This is a genomic window from Pseudomonas sp. GD03862 (genome assembly GCF_029840855.1).
GTDB classification, from domain to species: Bacteria; Pseudomonadota; Gammaproteobacteria; order Pseudomonadales; family Pseudomonadaceae; genus Aquipseudomonas; species Aquipseudomonas alloputida.
Genome location: NZ_JAOCDI010000005.1, coordinates 71,450 through 89,615, shown reverse-complemented (window position 1 = coordinate 89,615; position 18,166 = coordinate 71,450). Strand labels below are relative to the sequence as shown.

The window sequence follows — 18,166 nt, the reverse complement described above, 5'->3', positions numbered from 1 at the left end:
TTTGCGGGTAGTGGCCGATAAGTGTAGGAGGGCCGCTTGGCAGGTCAACGAGCATGGCCCGCCCTGATGGGCCGGCATAAGCCCGGGCTTGGGTTTGAGCGGTGTGCTGGGTAAGCTGGCGCCAACTGTATTGAGGAGCGAATTCGTGAAAGCGTGGATCTTGATGGTGCTGGCGCTGCTGCTGCCGGCTGCGGCCATGGCCGAGGAAGCCAAGGAAGGGGTGCCCAAGGTCGCCTACATCAGTCTGAGCCCGCCCTTCGTTGGCAACTATGCGCTCGACGGCAGCCCGCGGCTGCGCGTGTACAAGGCTGACGTGGCCCTGCGCGTGACGGGTGACGAAGCGGCCAAGACGGTGAAGCACCACGAACCGCTGATCCGTAACCAGCTGGTGGCATTGTTCACCCAGCAGACGGTGGACAGCATGAGCAACGTCGAGGCCAAGGAGCATCTACGCCAAGAGGCGCTGAAACAGGTGCAGCAGGTGCTGGAGGCGGAAGAGGGCAAGCCGATCGTTGAGGACCTGCTGTTCAACAACCTGATTGTGCAGTGACACTGAAACAGTGTGAGGTCCATCACTGGTAAGTTGGATTGAATTCAGGCTTACCCCGTGTGTAGGACCCTTCTGTCTTTCCTGTAAGCCCGCCTGTTTTCAGTTTTTGGGGCCATGGCCAAGCTAGATTGTGCCTTGTCTTCAGTTGCTCGAGAGTGTTGGCAATGGCTTTGAAGTACCAGCCGAAAGAGGCGACTGTACTGATGTGCGACTTTTCAGGCTTTCAAGTGCCTGAAATGATCAAGGTGCGTCCCGTGGTCGTTCTTCGCAAGCACAGTCAAAATCGCCAGTTAGTGACGATAGTCCCGTTGAGTACCACTGCACCGGATCACATGGCAGGGCATCACGTTGTGCTGCCGAGTTATCTGCCTGGTTCGGCCCTGACATGCTGGGCCAAGTGCGACATGATCTACACGGTGGCTACCTCCAGATTGGACAGATGTCGGGTCAAATCGCGGCAAGGAAGTGGTCGGGAATACATGACCTTTACAATGCGGCCAGAGCATTTCGCCGCCGTGAGGGCTGCAGTTGGCTTTACGCTGGGTTTCACACATCCAGCAACAGAGCGGTCTGTTGTCAATGTTACGCTCGATGCGTGATAATCAGCCTGTTCCCGCAAGGGGCTTGTAAGACTCTGAGGATCCTGGTTCAACCAGCAATTACAGAGCCGGGCAGGTATATGGCGATGACAAGTCGACCTGTCTGTGAGTAGGGCGCCGAAAGGCGCCCTTTGTCTTTGTGCCAGTTTTCCAATTTTCGGCGGACGCTCGCGCATGCCTTCAGGACGCCAGGGTACGGCGGAATCGCGCGAGGGCCACGCTGAAGAACACCAGGCCGATCAGCGTCAGCGCCAGGATATCCGGCCATACCACCGCCCACCCGGCATCCCTGAACAGGATTGCGGCACTCAGGCTGACAAAGTGCGTTGAGGGTGACCCTTGCATCACCCACTGCAGCCACTGCGGCATGCTGTCCAGAGGTGTGCTGCCGCCGGACAGCAACAGCATCGGGATGATCACCGGGATCGCCAGCAGGCCGAACTGCGGCGTCGAGCGCGCCAGGGTGGCGAGGAAAATGCCCAGCGATGTACTGGCGAACAGGTACAGCGCGGTCACGGCCAAAAACAGCCCCATCGAGCCAGACAGCGGCACGCCCAGTGCACCTTTGACGACTACCACCAACGAAATCCAGGTGCAGATCACCACCACCAGCGCGTTGCTGCCGATCTTGGCCAGCATGATCTCCAGCGCGGTCAGCGGCAGCACCAGCAGGTGGTCGAGGGTGCCATGCTCACGCTCGCGCAGCAGCGCGGTGCCAGTGAGGATGATCGCCAGGATGGTGATGTTGTTGACGATCTGGATCACGGCCAGAAACCAGCCCCCCTCCAGGTTGGGGTTGAACAGCGCCTTGGGGTTGATCAGCACCGGGCTTTGCTCGTTACCACGCTGGCTGTAGTCGAGCAGCTCACGCTCGAAGATCCGGCCGATGTAGCCGGCGCCCATGAACGCTTGGCTCATGGCCGTAGCATCGACATTGATCTGCAGTTCCGGCGAGCGCCCGGCCAGCAGGTCGCTCTGGAAGTTAACCGGCACGTTGATGACGAAGGTGTACTGGCCGCTGTCCATGGCCTGGTCCAGGCGCTGCGGAGGCAGCGGCACGGCTGGCTGGAACTCGGGCGGTTGCAGGGCTTCGCTGAGCTTGCGCGAGAGCAGGCTATGGTCTTCATCCACCACCGCCACGCTGGCGTTGTGTACGCCGATCACCGAGCCGGCTGCCGGCATGTAGATCGCCACGCTGAAGGCATATAGCAGGAACAGCAGCAGGACGCTGTCATGGCGCAGGCTGGTCAGTTCTTTCAGGCCCAGGCGCAGGGTGTGGTTCAGGCGCGACATGTCAGGCCTCCTGCTTTTTCAGCATTGCCAGGCTCAGGCCGGTGAATGCGGCAAAGAAGCTCAGCAGGATCAGGCACTGCGGCCACAACTCGCGCAGGCCCAAGGCTTTGGTGAAGGTGCCGACTGCGATGTCGAGGAAGTAGCCCGCCGGGAACAACTGGCCCATCACCGCTGCCGCGCCGTCCAGCGACGAGCGTGGCACGATCAGCCCGGAAAACTGGATGGTCGGCAGGCTGGTAATGATCATGGTGCCAAGAATGGCGGCGATCTGGGTGCGGGTGAATGCCGAAATCAGCAGGCCCAGGCTGGTGGTTGCCAGCAGGTAGGCTACGCCGCCACATGCCAAAGCCAGTACGCTGCCCTTGAGCGGTACGGCGAACAGCCAGCGGTTCATCGCCACCAGCAGCGCTAGGTTGACCAGGCTCACAGCCAGGTAGGGCATCTGCTTGCCAAGCAGGAATTCCAGGCGGGTGAGGGGTGTGGCGTAGAAGTTGGTGATGGAGCCGAGCTCCTTCTCGCGCACGATGCCCAGTGCCGTGAGCATGGCCGGAATGAAGGCCAGTATCAGTGCCATCACGCCCGGGCCGATGGCGTTCACGCTGACCACATCCTGGTTGTAGCGGAAACGCGTTTCCAGGCGCACCGGGTCCTGGCGCGGCTGCGGTTGTGGGCTGGCCTTTGCCAGTTGCTCCAGGTTGGCCTGGTGCACGGCTTCCACGTAGTTGCGGCTGGTTTCTGCGCGGAACGGCATGCCGCCGTCGAGCCAGGCAGCCACCACCGGCTGGCGCCCTGCGTACAGGTCGCGGCCAAAGCCGGGCGGAATCTCCAGTGCCAGTTTGATTTCCGAGCGTTGCAGGCGCTGGTGCAGCTCGCTGCTGTCGCGGATCGGTGCCTGTTCGGCAAAGTAGCGTGAGCCACGGAAGGCTTCGAGGTAGGCACGACTTTGCGGGCTCTGGTCCTGATCGTGCACGGCAAAGGCGAGGTTTTCCACATCCAGTGAAATGCCGTAGCCGAAGATCACCATCATGAACACTGCACCTAGTAAGGCGAAGGCCAGGCGCACCTTGTCGCGCAGCAGCTCCTTGCCCTCACGGCCGGCCACTGCCATCAGGCGGCGCAGGCTGAAACCCTGGCGTAGCGGTAGGGTGGGGGTGGACGCCTGTTCCAGCACGCTGCTGTCGGTGGCGGCTGGGGCCAGTTCCTGGGCCTGTTCCAGGCAGCGGACGAACGCGTCCTCCAGCGTGTCGCCCTGGTACTGGTGCTGCAGGGAATCGGGTGTGTCGCAGGCCAGCACCTGCCCGGCGTGCATCAGCGAAATACGATCGCAGCGCTGGGCTTCGTTCATGAAGTGGGTGGAGAGGAAAATGGTCACGCCCTGCTCGCGGGACAGTTCTACCAGCAGGCGCCAGAAGTCGTCGCGGGCGGCGGGGTCGACGCCGGAGGTCGGTTCGTCGAGGATCAAGACTTCCGGGCGATGCAGAACCGCCACTGCCAGCGACAGGCGCTGGCGCAAACCAAGGGGCAGGGCGCCAGACGGTTGGTCGGCGATAGCGGCGAGGTCGAAGCGCTCGATCAGCTCATCGATGCGCTGGGCGCTCTCGGCTTTGGGCAAGTCGAACAGGCGGGCATGCAGGGCCAGGTTCTGCCGGGTGCTGAGCTCGCCATACAGAGAGAAACTCTGCGACATGAAGCCGACCCGCTTGCGTGTGGCCAGGTCGCTGGCGTCCACCGGGCGACCCAGCAGGCTGGCGCTGCCCTCGCTGGCCGGCATCAGGCCGGTAAGCACTTTCATGGTGGTGGTCTTGCCGCAACCGTTGGAACCCAGGAAGCCGAAGATCTCCCCGCGGCCAATGGCGAAACTGACCTTGTTCACCGCTGTGAAGTCGCCAAAGCGCAGGGTCAGGTCGTGTGCCTCGATGGCGACCGGGCCGTCCGTGGCTTGGCGCGGCGGGATTGCCAGCGGTTGATGCTGCGCCTTGCCCGCGCCCTGGTAATGGGTAAAGGCGTCATCCAGCTTGCCGCTCGGGGTGACTGCAGCCAGTTCGTGGCTAGGGCCGGCGGCCAGCAGCCGGCCGCCATCGAGCATCAGGCAATGCTCGAACTGTTCGGCTTCTTCCATGTAGGCGGTAGCCACCAGCAGGGTCAGTTGCGGGCGTTGTGCGCGAACCTGTTCAACCAGCTCCCAGAAGCGCCGCCGCGACAGTGGGTCGACGCCGGTGGTCGGCTCGTCCAGGATAAGCAGGTCTGGCTCGTGGATCAGCGCGCAGCAAAGGCCCAGCTTCTGCTTCATGCCTCCCGACAGCTTGCCGGCCGGGCGCTGGGCAAAGCGCTGCAGGTCGGTGGCCTGCAACAGATTGGCCATGCGCTTTTCACACTCACGGCGGCCCAGCCCGAACAGGGTGGCAAAAAAACGGATGTTCTCGCTGATCGACAGTTCCGGGTACAGGTTGTTGCCCAGCCCCTGCGGCATGAACGCCACTTTGGGGTAGAGCGCCGTGCGATGGCGGCGTTGGCGGATCGAGCCGCCCAGCACCTGCAGCTCTCCCTGCTGTAGGCGTTTCACGCCGGCGATCAGCCCCAGCAGGGTCGATTTGCCAGCCCCGTCAGGGCCGATCAGCGCGCAGCGGGTACCCACAGGGAGGCTGAAGCCTAGTGGGTGGAGGGCTATCAGGTCGCCGTAACGGTGGCTGATGCCTTCGGCCAGCAGTGCCGGGGCGTTCATTGCAGGTTGGCCGGCCAGTCCACCTCAGCCGTGCGTACATAGCCGGCGCCTGGCATGCCTGGTTTGGCTTGCGGCACGGCGCCCGGGTCGCTCAGGCGCAGTTTGACCCGGAACACCAGCTTTTGCCGTTCGTCGCGGGTTTCCACCTGTTTGGGGGTGAACTGGGCCTTGGCTGCGACAAAGGCCACCTTGGCCGGCAGCGCGCGCTCGGGCAGGGCGTCGAGCACGATGCGCGCCTGGTCGCCTACGGTCAGTCGGCCGCTGATGGATGCCGGCAGGTACAGGTTCATGTACTGGTCGCTGGGGTCGATCAGCATCAGCACACGGCCGCCGGCACCCAGCACTTCACCGGGTTCGGCCAGGCGCAGCTGGATGATGCCGTTGATGGGCGCACGCAAGCTGCTGTCGTCGATTTCACTGGTGAGCTGCGCCACTTGGGCTTCGGCGGCGCCAATGGCGGCCTTGATCGCTGCCAGTTGGGCGCGGGCAGCGACTACTGCTGCGTTGGCCGTGTCAAAGCGCGCCTGCTGTTGGTCGAGCAACTGCTGGCTGGCGAACTTGCGCTGGAAGATTTCGCGTACGCGCTTGAGCTCCTGGCTGGCCAACAGCAGTTCACTCTGGCGCAGTTGCACGCTGGCCTGGGCGGCGGCGTAGTTTTCCCGGGCGCGCAGCACTTCGGCTTCGGCCTGGCTGCGCTGGGCTTCCATGGTGCGTGTGTCGATGCGTGCCAGTAGCTGGCCACGGGTCACGTTGTCGCCTTCATCGACCAGTACTTCGGCCAGGCGACCGGGGATCTTGCTGGCGATCTGCACTTCGGTGGCTTCAAGGCGGCCGTTGCCCATGCTCAGGCCTTCGGGCAACTGGTCGTGGAGCGACTTCCAGTACCCCAGCCCGCCGGCTGCAGCGAGCAGTGCGATCAGTGCAGTGGCGAAGATTCTAGGGGCATATCGGTTCATCGTTCTGCATCCTTGCGGTCATGCACGGTACATCATGCCTGGCGGCCATGTGTGGCGTGTTGATATCGGTCAAGCCCTTGACCTTAGCTGCGCATTCAGCGCAACGCGACAATCACCGCCCATTGCTCGGGCGTTACCGGCATGACCGACAGGCGGCTGCCTTTCTGCACCAGCGGCAACTCGACCAGACCGGCCTGCTGTTTCAGCCGCCCCAGTTCCAGTACCCTTGGGAAGGTTTGTACGTGGGCCACATCCACTGCGCTCCACGGATTCCTGTCGGTCGTGGCCTTGGCATCGTGATAATGGCTTTCCGGGTCCAGCGCGGTCGGGTCGGGGTAGGCCGCGCGGGTGATTCTGGCAATGCCGGCGATGCCGGGTTGCGGGCAGCTGGAGTGGTAGAAGAAGAATTCGTCACCCACGCTCATGGCCCGCAGAAAATTACGTGCCTGATAGTTGCGCACGCCGTCCCAGCGCGCTTCACCCAAGCGTGCGAGGGCTTCGATGGAGAGCTCGTCGGGCTCGGATTTCATCAGCCAGTAAGCCATGAATGCTGCTCCTGAAAAGGTTTGAAATAACCTGTTGCACGAAACCGACAGCCGGTTGGCGTCAAGGTTTGCGTGCGGACGCATGTTGTCGGAAAATGCGCCCCGTTTAAAGCGCGTGCGCCGGCGGTACCCAGAATATCGCCGAGTACTGAACAGTTTGCCTGGGGGGCAATCTTCGATGAATCAACGTAAAAAGCCGGATCTGCTGTGGATCCTGGTGTTCATTTTTGGCCTGGGTGTGGTCACTACCGGTTATGCGCAAGGGTTCTGGGAGCGCAAGCTGGACAACGCCTATCAGATGCCGGTCGACGCCAGCCAGCCACAACGTTGATACCCCCCGCTGGCGCCGCTCAACGTGGCGCCAGGTACCAGCCACGGTCCGAGACCGTGCCCTGCAGCGGAACATCCCAACTGGCCTGCGCCAGCCGCTCGACCTTCTGGCATTCATGCGCCAGCCCCAGCAGCAACGGTTTTTTCCAGGTTTGCCGACGCGCCTGGTAGGCCAGGCTGCGATCATAGAAGCCACCGCCCATACCCAGGCGGCCGCCCACTTCGTCAAAACCGACCAGCGGTAGAAGAATCAGATCCAGCGCCCAGATCGGCCGCTGCCGTTTGCGATCGATAATCGGCTCTGGAATACGAAAGCGGTTGGGCTTGAGCTTCTCACCCTGCTCAAAACGCTGGAACACCATGCGCGTGCGCGGCCAGGCATGCAGCACCGGCAGGTAGATGCACTTGCCGCGACGCTGGGCTTCGCGCATCAGGAGGCGAGGGTCGATTTCACCGTCGTTGGGCAGGTACAGGGCAATGTGGCGGGCGCGGCGGAACAAGGGGTGTTGCGCCAGCTGGCGGTACAAGCCGAGGGTGGCCTGGCGTTGCTGGGCAGGGGTAAGGGCGCGGCGGGCATTGCGAAGCAGGCGACGAAGCTGGGGGCGGGTGAGCGGCACGTTTTCGGTCATGGCACGGGCAATCCCAGATGTGCTGGCTTGGTACGAACAGTGCCTGCGCGGTGAATCGTCGTACAAAGCTTGAAAAAAGTCGGCCAAAACGAATTGCCCGCCTTGGGGGCGGGCAAGAAAATTCAGGCTCCCCGATAAGACCGCTATCGGTGTAGCCCTTGAACCCGAAAGTTCAAGGTGGAGATTGCAGGGGGCGTTAAGGCTTTCCGTCGGGCGGACATGCACACCGGCCCCAGCGTGCAACCCCCGTGGTTGTGCGTATCGGCTCAGGGACATAACCGACTGGCGCATCCCCCAGGGAGTGGCGCCAGTATACCAATCTCAGCCGATTTTGGTATCCGTGTCGTCGGACAAAGCCTTATCTACCCGATCCAGCAGGTCGCGCACCTGTTCGCGGTTCGTGCCGGTGACCGGCGCATCGTTGCGGTCTTCCTGGCGGTGCAGCATTTCGTGGGTAATGTTCAACGCTGCCATGACCGCGATGCGGTCGGCACCGATCACCTTGCCGCTGCTGCGAATCTCGCGCATCTTGCCGTCCAGGTAGCGCGCAGCGCTGACCAGGTTGTTGCGCTCTTCGGGCGGGCAGATGATCGAGTACTCCTTGTCGAGGATCTGCACGGTGACGCTATTGCTTGAACTCATGAGTCTTGCTCCAGAGCCTTGAGGCGTAAAATCATCGACTCGACTTTGCGCTTGGCGATCTCGTTCTTTTCGATGAGGTGGGCGCGCTCTTCGCGCCAGGATTTTTCCTGAGCTACTAGGAGTGCATTTTGCCGTTTTAGTTGCTCGACGCGTTCGATCAGCAACTCGAATCGGCTCATCAGTGCCTGCAGGTCGTTCTCTTGCGTGGGTTGCACTCGATTCGCTCCGTCGTTGACTCACCTGGCGATGATGCCTCTCCCTGGGCGGCAACGGCCAGTGCCGATGGTCTTGGCGCGCCTGCCGGTGCTAGGATACAAGGTCTTCATTCTAGACATTGCGCCGTCTGGCGCCTAGCTGCCCATGCCCAATACTCAATCGCCCTACAACGCTTTCGCCATGCTGCTCTCGAGCAATGGCCATCCTGTCACCCCGGCCGAACTGCACGGCCTGCTGATTGGCCGCAGCTGCGCCGGCGCCGGCTTCGATGCCGATGCCTGGTTGGCCGATGCCGCCCAACTGCTGGAAATCGAGCCTGGTGACAGTGTCCGCAATGCCTTGGTCGGCTTGCAGGAAATGGTCAAGGGCGAGCTGACCAGCGACGACATGGCAATCGTCCTGCTGCTGCCTACCGATGATGCTGCACTGAGCGACCGCGCCACCGCGCTGGGCCAGTGGTGCCAAGGCTTCGTGACCGGTTTCGGCCTGAACGCTGGCGGGAAGGACTTGTCCGACGAGGCCAAGGAAGTGCTGCAGGACCTGGTGGCCATTTCGCAGGTCCAGGAAGCGCTCGAAGAGTCCGAGGACGGTGAGAGCGACTACATGGAAGTCATGGAATACCTGCGCGTGGCGCCCCTGCTGCTGTTCTCCGAACTGGCCAAGCCGGCCGCACCCGCGCCCAAGCCCTCGCTGCACTGATCAACCAAGGGTAGTCTGCCCATGAGCCACATTCCCAAGGCCGAGTATGCCCGTCGGCGCAAGGCGCTGATGGCGCAGATGGTCCCCAACAGCATCGCCATTCTGCCCGCCGCTGCGGTTGCCATCCGCAACCGCGACGTCGAGCACGTGTACCGCCAGGACAGCGATTTCCAGTACCTCAGCGGCTTCCCGGAGCCCGAGGCGGTGATTGCGTTGATTCCAGGGCGCGAGCATGGCGAGTACGTGCTGTTCTGCCGTGAACGCAACCCTGAGCGCGAGCTGTGGGACGGCCTGCGGGCCGGCCAGGAAGGGGCGGTGCGTGATTTCGGCGCCGACGATGCCTTCCCCATCACGGATATCGACGAGATCCTGCCTGGCCTGATCGAAGGCCGCGAGCGGGTCTACAGCGCCATGGGCAGCAACCCGGAGTTCGACCGCCGGCTGATGGACTGGATCAATGTGATCCGCTCCAAGGCACGCCTGGGCGCCCAGCCACCAAACGAGTTCGTTGCGCTGGATCATCTGCTGCACGATATGCGCCTGTATAAATCGGCGGCGGAAGTGAAGGTGATGCGTGCTGCCGCGGACATTTCTGCGCGGGCCCATGTGCGGGCCATGCAGGCCTGCCGCGCCGGGCTGCACGAGTACAGCCTGGAAGCCGAGCTGGACTACGAATTCCGCAAGGGTGGGGCGAAGATGCCGGCCTACGGCTCGATCGTTGCGGCCGGGCGCAATGGCTGCATCCTGCACTATCAACAGAACGACGCGCCGCTCAAGGATGGCGACCTGGTGCTGATCGACGCTGGCTGCGAAATCGACTGCTATGCCAGCGACATCACCCGCACCTTCCCGGTCAGTGGGCGGTTTTCGCCCGAGCAGAAGGCCATCTACGAGCTGGTGCTCAAGGCTCAGGCGGCGGCGTTTGCCGAAATAGCCCCCGGCAAGCACTGGAACCACGCCCATGAGGCGACCGTGCGGGTCATCACCGCAGGCCTGGTGGAGCTGGGCTTGCTCGAAGGTGATGTGCAGGCGCTGATCGACAGCGAAGCCTATCGCGCCTTCTACATGCACCGCGCCGGGCACTGGCTGGGCATGGATGTGCACGACGTGGGCGAGTACAAGGTAGGCGGCGAGTGGCGGGTACTGGAACCCGGCATGGCGCTGACCGTGGAGCCGGGCATCTACATTGGCGCCGACAATCAGGCCGTGGCCAAAAAGTGGCGCGGCATTGGGGTAAGGATCGAGGACGACGTGGTAGTGACCAGGCAAGGTTGTGAAATCCTGACTTCGGGCGTGCCGCGTACGGTCGCCGAGATCGAGGCGCTGATGCAGGCTGCCCGCAAGGCCGTGGCATGAGCCGGGTAAACCTGGCGATCATCGGCGGTGGCCTGGTTGGCGCAAGCCTGGCGTTGGCCCTGCAGGCCGGCGCCAAGGCGCGCGGCTGGAAGATCCTGCTGATCGAGCCGTTCGCCCCCGGCGACAGCTACCAACCCAGCTACGATGCGCGCTCTTCGGCATTGTCATTCGGCACCCAGCAGATTTATCAGCAACTGGGCCTGTGGCAGGCCATCGGCCGCCGCGCCGAGCCTATTCGCCAGATTCACGTGTCCGACCGTGGTCGTTTTGGCGCCACCCGCCTGGATGCCCTGGAAGAGGGCGTGCCGGCGCTGGGTTACGTGGTGGAAAACGCCTGGCTCGGCCAGTGCCTCTGGCAAGGGCTGGACAGCGAGGTGGTGAGCTGGCGCTGCCCGGCCGAAGTGACCTCGATGCAGGCCATCGAGCGCGGTTATCGCCTGCGGCTGAACGATGACACCCAGCTGGAATGTGACCTGGCGGTACTGGCCGATGGTGGCCGCTCTGGCCTGCGCGAGCAGTTGGGCATCCATGTGCGCCACACGCCTTACCAGCAGAGCGCGTTGATCGCCAACATTACCCCGGGTGAGGCCCACGGCGGCCAGGCTTTCGAGCGCTTCACCGAAGAGGGCCCCATGGCCTTGCTGCCGTTGCCGGAAAACCGCTGCGCACTGGTGTGGACCCGTCAGGGCATGGATGCGCGGCGCCTGGCCGACATCGACGAGCGCAGCTTCCTGCGCGAACTGCAGGGTGTGTTTGGCTACCGCTTGGGCGCGCTGCGCCAGGTAGGCGCACGGCACCTCTACCCGCTGTCCTTGATCGAGGCCCAGGAGCAGGTGCGGCCGCACCTGGTGGTGCTGGGCAACGCAGCACACAGCCTGCACCCCATCGCGGGCCAGGGTTTCAATCTGTCGTTGCGTGACGTGCAAACCCTGGCCGAAGCGCTGTTGGCGGGTCCACAGCAGCCTGGCGATCTGACCACGTTGCAGGCCTATCACCAGCGCCAGCGCCTGGACCAGGCGATGACCATCGGCTTCTCCGACCAGGTCACCCGCCTGTTCGGCAGCAATCAGCCGTTGCTGGCTGCCGGGCGCAACCTTGGCCTGCTTGGGCTCGACTTGTTGCCACCGGCAAAAAGCTGGTTCGCCCGCCAGGCCATGGGCCTGGGCACCCGCCCTGATCCGCGGGGCCAGGCATGAGCAACCCGCGTAAACTGGCGCGCCGGGCGCGCATGCTGCGCTGGATGCTGAACCTCTACCCACCGTACCTGGGTGCCGGTATCCGTGTGCAGCACATCAGCCCGGACCTGCGTAGCGTCAAGGTGGCGATGAAACTGACTCGCTGGAACCGCAATTACGTCGGTACCCAGTTCGGTGGCAGCCTGTATGCCATGGTCGACCCGTTCTACATGCTGCTGCTGATCGAGCAGCTGGGGCGCGACTACATCGTCTGGGACAAGGCCGCCAGCATCGATTTCATCTCGCCGGGCAAAGGCCCGGTTTATGCCGAATTCCACGTCGATGATGCGCTGCTGGACGAAATCCGCCAGCAGGCCGCCACCGGCAAGAAATGCCTGCCGCGTTTGCAGGTCGATATCCGCGATGGCGCCGGCGAGTTGGTGGCGCGGGTCGATAAAACCCTATACGTGCGGCTCAAGCCGCAAGCGAGGCAGGCGTAAGGCATGGAAATGCGCGCAGATCTGTTGATTGTCGGTGCCGGTATGGTGGGCAGCGCCCTGGCCTTGGCGTTGCGCCACAGTGGCCTGCAAATTTTGTTGCTCGATGGTGGCCCGCTGACGGTCGTACCCTTCGATGCCCAGGCCCCGTTCGAGCCGCGTGTCAGCGCGCTATCGGCGGCCAGCCAGCGCATCCTCGAGCGCCTTGGCGCCTGGGACGGCATTGCCAAGCGGCGCGCCACGCCGTACTCCGACATGCATGTGTGGGATGGCAGCGGCACCGGGCAGATTCACTTTTCGGCGGCCAGTGTGCATGCCCAGGTGCTCGGCCATATCGTCGAGAACCGGGTGGTGCAGGACGGCCTGCTGGAGCGCCTGCACGACAGCGACATCGGCCTGCTGGCCAATGCGCGGCTGGAGCAATTACGCCGCTCTGGCGATGAGTGGCTGCTGACGCTGGCGGATGGCCGGCAACTGCGGGCACCGTTGGTGATCGCTGCCGACGGTGCCAATTCGGCGGTGCGGCGTCTGGCCGGCTGCGAAACCCGCGAGTGGGATTACCTGCACCATGCCATTGTCACCAGCGTGCGTTGCAGCGCCGGGCACCAGGCCACGGCCTGGCAGCGCTTCACTGACGAAGGTCCGCTGGCGTTCCTGCCGTTGACCCGCGATGGTCAGCAGGACTGGTGCTCGATCGTCTGGTCGACCACCCCGGAGCATGCCGAGCAGCTGATGGCGATGGATGAAGCTGCCTTCCTGCAGGCTCTGGAACGTGCCTTCGAGGGCCGCCTGGGCCAAGTGTTGCAGGCCGACCCAAGGGTATGCGTGCCGCTACGCCAGCGCCACGCCAAGCGCTATGTGGGTGAAGGCCTGGCGTTGATCGGCGATGCCGCGCACACCATCCACCCGCTGGCCGGGCAGGGTGTTAACCTCGGCTTCCTCGACGCTGCGGTGTTGGCGGAGGTACTGGTCAATGCTTGCGAGCGTGGTGAGCGGTTGGCGGATGTGAAGGTGCTGAGCCGTTACGAGCGGCGGCGTATGCCGCACAACCTGGCGCTAATGGCGGCAATGGAAGGGTTTGAACGGTTGTTCCAGGCCGATCCGCTGCCGTTGCGCTGGTTGCGCAACAATGGGTTGAAACTGGTGGAGCAGATGCCGGAGGCCAAGGCGCTGTTTGTGCGCCAGGCGTTGGGTTTGAGTGGTGACCTGCCGGATCTGGCCAAGGCTTGAGAGTGGCGGGGCCGCTCTGCGGCCCTTTCGCGACACAAGGCCGCTCCCACAGCGTGGCGCAATGCACCTGTGGCAGTCCTTTGCAACATCCGGTAACGCCTAGGTAGGTGAGCCAGAAAATGGGATTCACTACCATTCGCACCTCTCATACGATCGAGGAGTGCTTCAAATGTTGCCACGCAAGCCCCTACTGGCCGCCTTGGCCCTGACCCTGTTCGGCGGCACTGCCCAGGCAGCGGACGAAGTGGTGGTGTACTCCTCGCGCATCGACGAGCTGATCAAGCCGGTGTTCGATGCCTATACCGCCAAGACCGGGGTCAAGATCAAGTTCATCACCGACAAGGAAGCCCCGCTGATGCAGCGCATCAAGGCCGAGGGCGACAACGGCGTGGCCGACCTGCTGCTGACCGTCGATGCAGGCAACCTGTGGCAGGCAGAGCAGATGGGCATTCTGCAGCCGATCGAGTCCGACGTCATCGACCAGAACATCCCGGCGCAGTACCGCGCCTCGTCCCATGACTGGACCGGCCTGAGCCTGCGCGCCCGCACCATCATCTACTCCACCGAGCGGGTCAAACCCGAGGAGTTGAGCACCTACGAAGCCCTGGCTGACAAACAGTGGGAAGGCCGTCTGTGCCTGCGCACGGCCAAGAAGGTGTACAACCAGTCGCTGACCGCCACCCTGATCGAAACCCACGGTGAGGCCAAGACCGAGCAAATCGTCAAAGGGTGGGTCAACAACCTGTCCACCGATGTGTTCTCCGACGACAACGCGGTGATCCAGGCCATCGAGGCCGGGCAGTGTGATGTGGGCGTGGTCAACACCTACTACTACGGCCGTCTGCACAAGCAGAACCCGAACCTGCCGGTGAAGATCTTCTGGCCCAACCAGGGTGACCGTGGCGTGCACGTGAACCTCTCGGGCATCGGCCTGACCAAGCATGCGCCACACCCGGAAGCCGCGAAGAAACTGGTGGAATGGATGACCGGCGAAGAAGCGCAAAAGCTGTTTGCTGATATCAACCAGGAGTTCCCGGCCAACCCGAAGGTGAAACCATCGGAGGAAGTGGCGGCGTGGGGTAGCTTCAAGGCCGACAGCATTCCGGTGGAAATTGCCGGCAAGCGCCAGGCTGAAGCCATTCGCCTGATGGATCGGGCTGGCTACAACTAAGCGCCAGGCTTTATCCTCTTTGGGCCCGTTAGGGCCCTTTCGCGGGTAAACCCGCTCCTACAGGATCTGCACTGCCTTGCGCGGTCCCCGTAGGAGCGGGTTTACCCGCGAACGACCGCAAAGCGGTCGCAAATCAGCCACAGAGACATTCAATTTGCCCCACACCCCCCAACGCCGCTGGTACCTCCCGGTCTCCCTGATCGCCGCCTTGGTGCTGCTGCCCCTGAGCGTGCTGCTGTTGTCCTGGCAATCCATCGACCTGCAGATCTGGTCCCACCTGCTCGACACCCAGATGGGGCGCCTGCTCGGCAATACCCTGACCCTGGTGGTGGGCGTGGGCATTGGTGTCACCGTGCTGGGCGTCAGCCTGGCCTGGCTTACCAGCCTCTGCGACTTCCCTGGTCGACGCTGGCTGGACTGGGCGCTGATGTTACCGTTCGCCATCCCGGCCTACGTGCTGGCGTTCGTCTTCGTCGGCCTGCTGGACTTTTCCGGCCCGGTGCAAAGTGCCCTGCGCGAGGTGTTCGGGCCAATGCGCCTGCCTCGGGTGCGTTCCACCGGTGGGGTAATCACCGTCCTGGTGCTGGTCTTCTATCCCTATGTCTACTTGTTGGCGCGCACGGCTTTCCTGGCTCAGGGCAAGGGCCTGATGGAGGCGGCGCGGGTACTCGGGTTATCGCCCCTGCAGGCTTTCTGGCGGGTGGCCTTACCCATGGCTCGGCCGGCGATCGGTGCCGGTATCGCCCTGGCGCTGATGGAAACCCTGGCCGACTTCGGTGCAGTGGCCGTATTCAACTTCGACACCTTCACCACGGCCATCTACAAGACCTGGTACGGCTTTTTCAGCTTGTCCAGTGCGGCCCAGTTGGCCAGCCTGCTGCTGCTGGCGGTGATGCTGGTGCTGTACGGCGAGCGCCGCGCCCGCGGTGCCAGCCGGAGCGGCAACGAACGGCCGCGCGCGCAGGCGCTGTATCACCTGCGCGGCCTCAAGGCGCTGTTGGCCAGTGGCTGGTGCCTGCTGGTGTTTGCCTGCGCTTTCGTCATCCCGCTGGCGCAGTTGCTGGTGTGGTTCTGGCAACGCGGTCGGCATGACCTGGATGAGCGTTACGTCGGCCTGGTGCTGCACACCCTGTACCTGGGCAGCATGGCGGCGCTGGTCACGGTATGCGTGGCGCTGCTGCTGGCCTTCGCCCGGCGCCAGGCACCGACGGGCGGAATCCGCGCCGGGGTTGGCCTGGCCAATCTGGGGTATGCCCTGCCCGGTTCGGTGTTGGCGGTATCGATCATGCTGGCCTTCAGTTACCTCGACAACCACCTGGTCATCCCGCTGTCCAGCTGGATGGGCGGCGCCGGCAAGCCGCTGCTGCTAGGCAGCCTCTCGGCGTTGCTGCTGGCCTACCTGGTGCGCTTCATCGCGGTGGCCTACGGGCCGCTGGAGAGCAGCCTGGAGCGCATCCGCCCGTCACTCCCTGAAGCCTCGCGCAGCCTGGGTGTTGGCGGCGCAAGATTGTTTTTCAAGGTGTATCTGCCGCTGCTGGTGCCGGGGGCACTTAGCGCCGCGCTGCTGGTGTTCGTCGATGTGCTCAAGGAAATGCCCGCCACCTTGCTGATGCGGCCGTTCGGCTGGGACACCCTCGCCGTGCGGGTGTTCGAGATGACCAGCGAAGGCGAGTGGGCGCGCGCCTCGCTGCCGGCACTGACCTTGGTATTGGTGGGGCTGCTGCCGGTCATCGGCCTGATTCGCCGTTCGGCACGTCGACCCGGTCACAGTCACTGAGGATGTCAGTTTGCGACCTTGCGGCTACAATGCGCGGCATTCGCGCGGCGGGTGTGAGTAACAAGAAAAGCTGACGACCCAACGTCATCGACCGCTGCCGCTTCGCCACGCCCGGAAGGAGAAACCCATGGGACAGCGCACGCTTTTGTATGACCTGCACCTGGCGCTAGGCGCCAAGACGGTCGATTTCGGTGGCTGGGACATGCCCCTGCACTATGGCTCGCAGGTCGAGGAGCACCACCAGGTGCGCCGCGATTGCGGCGTCTTCGATGTCTCCCATATGACCGTGATCGATGTCGAAGGCACTGATGCCACTGTTTGGCTGCAGCGCCTGCTGGCCAACGACGTGGCCCGCCTCGACGACACCGGTAAGGCGCTGTATAGCCCGCTGCTGAACGAACAGGGCGGGGTGATCGATGATCTGATCGTCTACCGCACTGAAACCGGCTATCGCCTGGTCACCAATGCCGCCACCCGTGCCAAGGTGCTCGATTGGCTGCAATTGCAACGTGCCGGTTTTTCCGTGGACTTCCAGGTCCGCCCTGATCTGGCCATCCTTGCCATCCAGGGGCCGCGGGCCCGCGAAAAGGTTGCGGCCCTGCTCAGCCCCGCGCGCGCTGCACTCATCCGCGAACTGCGCCCGTTCGAGGGCGTTGCTGACGGCGACTGGTTCATTGCCCGCACCGGCTATACCGGTGAGGACGGCCTGGAGATCATCTTCCCGGGCGATCAGGCGGTGGCCTTCTTCAACGACCTGGTCGGCGCCGGTATCGCCCCAAGCGGCCTGGGCGCCCGCGATACCCTGCGCCTGGAAGCCGGCATGAACCTGTACGGCCAGGACATCGACGAAAACCACACCCCGCTCACCTCCAACCTGGGCTGGAGCATCGCCTGGGAACCGGCCGAGCGCAACTTCATCGGCCGTGTCGGCCTGCTTGCGGAAATCGAGCACGGCGTGCAGGAAAAACTGGTGGGTCTGGTGCTGGAAGAGCGCGGTGTACTGCGCGCCCATCAGGTCGTGCGTGTAGCCGGCATTGGCGAAGGGGAGATCACCAGTGGTAGTTTCTCGCCTACGCTGAGCAAGTCCATTGCGTTGGCGCGCGTGCCTATGGCTACCGGTGATCGGGCCGAGGTGGAAATTCGCGGCAAGTGGTACCCGGTGCGGGTGGTCAAACCGACCTTCGTGCGCCACGGCAAGATCCTGATCTGAACAATTTATAACCGGCGGGCGTACCGCTGAGCCAATCGAGGAATTCAAGACATGAGCAATATCCCCGCCGAACTGCGTTTTGCCGAAAGCCATGAGTGGGCTCGCCTGGAAGCCGACGGCAGTGTGACCGTGGGTATCAGCGATCACGCCCAGCAAGCCTTGGGTGATGTGGTGTTCGTCGAACTGGCTGAAGTCGGCAAAGTGTTTGGCGCTGGCGACGCTGCAGGTGTGGTGGAGTCGGTCAAGGCCGCTTCGGACATCTATGCCCCGGTCGGTGGCGAAGTGATTGCGGTCAACGAAGAGCTGGCCGATAGCCCGGAACTGCTCAACGAAGAGCCTTACGGTTCGTGGATCTTCAAATTGAAGCCAAGCAACCCGGCCGAGCTGGACAAGTTGCTGGATGCGGCTGGCTACCAGGCGCTGATTGGCGAGTAAGACCGCGTCGCTTGCTTCGCGGCTAAAGCCGCTCCTACACAGGTACAGCGCTGCATTCGAGACGGGTGCAGCCCCTGTAGGAGCGGCTTTAGCCGTGAAGAGGCCGGGCCTGCAGACAAGTTTCCCCGCACAAT

19 protein-coding genes and 1 other RNA gene are annotated in these 18,166 nt (G+C 63.4%); 12 read left to right on the top strand and 8 right to left on the bottom strand.

Annotated elements, in window-relative coordinates:
• Positions 1-145 precede the first annotated feature (145 nt).
• Positions 146-550 (top strand): flagellar basal body-associated protein FliL, encoded by a 405-nt coding sequence (locus N5D53_RS05180; RefSeq protein WP_003253671.1) that lies wholly within the window; start codon positions 146-148, stop codon positions 548-550.
• A 164-nt stretch (positions 551-714) separates the two neighbouring features.
• The gene (locus N5D53_RS05175; RefSeq protein ID WP_060489058.1) at positions 715-1,149 is read left to right on the top strand and encodes a type II toxin-antitoxin system PemK/MazF family toxin; all 435 of its coding nucleotides are present in this window, start codon (positions 715-717) and stop codon (positions 1,147-1,149) included.
• 180 nt (positions 1,150-1,329) lie between these two features.
• On the opposite strand, the gene N5D53_RS05170 is transcribed toward N5D53_RS05175, so the two are convergent.
• From N5D53_RS05170 to N5D53_RS05155, 4 genes are all read right to left on the bottom strand, one after another.
• Positions 1,330-2,442 (bottom strand): ABC transporter permease, encoded by a 1,113-nt coding sequence (locus N5D53_RS05170; protein WP_064491267.1) that lies wholly within the window; start codon positions 2,440-2,442, stop codon positions 1,330-1,332.
• Between the two features lies 1 nt (position 2,443).
• Positions 2,444-5,164: a ribosome-associated ATPase/putative transporter RbbA gene (rbbA, locus tag N5D53_RS05165; protein ID WP_104962774.1), complete on the bottom strand. Its 2,721-nt coding sequence runs from the start codon at positions 5,162-5,164 to the stop codon at positions 2,444-2,446.
• Positions 5,161-6,120 (bottom strand): HlyD family efflux transporter periplasmic adaptor subunit, encoded by a 960-nt coding sequence (locus N5D53_RS05160; protein ID WP_104962773.1) that lies wholly within the window; start codon positions 6,118-6,120, stop codon positions 5,161-5,163. Before N5D53_RS05160 ends, rbbA begins: the two co-directional genes overlap by 4 nt.
• Before the next feature lie 95 nt (positions 6,121-6,215).
• Positions 6,216-6,665, bottom strand: a complete 450-nt coding sequence (locus N5D53_RS05155) for an EVE domain-containing protein (RefSeq protein WP_104962772.1) — start codon at positions 6,663-6,665, stop codon at positions 6,216-6,218.
• 178 nt (positions 6,666-6,843) lie between these two features.
• Between N5D53_RS05155 and N5D53_RS05150 the strand changes: the two genes are divergently transcribed.
• A complete protein-coding gene (locus N5D53_RS05150; protein ID WP_003253683.1) occupies positions 6,844-6,996 on the top strand; it encodes a hypothetical protein in 153 nt (50 codons plus the stop codon).
• A 19-nt stretch (positions 6,997-7,015) separates the two neighbouring features.
• On the opposite strand, the gene N5D53_RS05145 is transcribed toward N5D53_RS05150, so the two are convergent.
• The 4 genes from N5D53_RS05145 to N5D53_RS05130 form a co-directional block, all read right to left on the bottom strand.
• Positions 7,016-7,624 carry a 5-formyltetrahydrofolate cyclo-ligase gene (locus tag N5D53_RS05145; protein WP_010955727.1) on the bottom strand — a complete coding sequence of 203 codons (609 nt, stop codon included), beginning with the start codon at positions 7,622-7,624 and terminating at the stop codon, positions 7,016-7,018.
• A gap of 124 nt (positions 7,625-7,748) precedes the next feature.
• Positions 7,749-7,928, bottom strand: a non-coding RNA gene (gene ssrS, locus N5D53_RS05140) — 6S RNA.
• A gap of 17 nt (positions 7,929-7,945) precedes the next feature.
• Positions 7,946-8,266 carry a cell division protein ZapA gene (locus N5D53_RS05135; RefSeq protein ID WP_010955726.1) on the bottom strand — a complete coding sequence of 107 codons (321 nt, stop codon included), beginning with the start codon at positions 8,264-8,266 and terminating at the stop codon, positions 7,946-7,948.
• The gene (locus N5D53_RS05130; protein ID WP_029886233.1) at positions 8,263-8,445 is read right to left on the bottom strand and encodes a TIGR02449 family protein; all 183 of its coding nucleotides are present in this window, start codon (positions 8,443-8,445) and stop codon (positions 8,263-8,265) included. The genes N5D53_RS05135 and N5D53_RS05130 overlap by 4 nt, the downstream gene beginning before the upstream one ends.
• A 181-nt stretch (positions 8,446-8,626) precedes the next feature.
• Here N5D53_RS05130 and N5D53_RS05125 point away from each other — a divergent pair, with 181 nt between their 5' ends.
• From N5D53_RS05125 to gcvH, 9 genes are all read left to right on the top strand, one after another.
• Positions 8,627-9,181, top strand: a complete 555-nt coding sequence (locus N5D53_RS05125; RefSeq protein WP_010955725.1) for a YecA family protein — start codon at positions 8,627-8,629, stop codon at positions 9,179-9,181.
• Between the two features lie 21 nt (positions 9,182-9,202).
• Positions 9,203-10,537: a Xaa-Pro aminopeptidase gene (gene pepP, locus N5D53_RS05120; protein WP_003253692.1), complete on the top strand. Its 1,335-nt coding sequence runs from the start codon at positions 9,203-9,205 to the stop codon at positions 10,535-10,537.
• Complete coding sequence (gene ubiH, locus N5D53_RS05115) at positions 10,534-11,733, top strand: 2-octaprenyl-6-methoxyphenyl hydroxylase (RefSeq protein ID WP_104962770.1); 1,200 nt, start codon at positions 10,534-10,536, stop codon at positions 11,731-11,733. The genes pepP and ubiH overlap by 4 nt, the downstream gene beginning before the upstream one ends.
• Positions 11,730-12,212 carry a DUF4442 domain-containing protein gene (locus tag N5D53_RS05110; RefSeq protein ID WP_010955722.1) on the top strand — a complete coding sequence of 161 codons (483 nt, stop codon included), beginning with the start codon at positions 11,730-11,732 and terminating at the stop codon, positions 12,210-12,212. The genes ubiH and N5D53_RS05110 overlap by 4 nt, the downstream gene beginning before the upstream one ends.
• 9 nt (positions 12,213-12,221) lie before the next feature.
• A complete protein-coding gene (locus tag N5D53_RS05105; RefSeq protein ID WP_177429918.1) occupies positions 12,222-13,439 on the top strand; it encodes a 2-octaprenyl-3-methyl-6-methoxy-1,4-benzoquinol hydroxylase in 1,218 nt (405 codons plus the stop codon).
• 169 nt (positions 13,440-13,608) lie between these two features.
• Positions 13,609-14,610, top strand: coding sequence for an extracellular solute-binding protein (locus tag N5D53_RS05100; RefSeq protein ID WP_004575832.1), 1,002 nt, complete (start codon positions 13,609-13,611; stop codon positions 14,608-14,610).
• 154 nt (positions 14,611-14,764) lie between these two features.
• The gene (locus N5D53_RS05095; RefSeq protein ID WP_190869843.1) at positions 14,765-16,387 is read left to right on the top strand and encodes an iron ABC transporter permease; all 1,623 of its coding nucleotides are present in this window, start codon (positions 14,765-14,767) and stop codon (positions 16,385-16,387) included.
• Positions 16,388-16,514: 127 nt separating this feature from the next.
• Complete coding sequence (gcvT, locus tag N5D53_RS05090) at positions 16,515-17,597, top strand: glycine cleavage system aminomethyltransferase GcvT (RefSeq protein WP_279840164.1); 1,083 nt, start codon at positions 16,515-16,517, stop codon at positions 17,595-17,597.
• 51 nt (positions 17,598-17,648) lie between these two features.
• A complete protein-coding gene (gene gcvH, locus N5D53_RS05085; RefSeq protein ID WP_020191591.1) occupies positions 17,649-18,032 on the top strand; it encodes a glycine cleavage system protein GcvH in 384 nt (127 codons plus the stop codon).
• Positions 18,033-18,166: the final 134 nt, after the last annotated feature.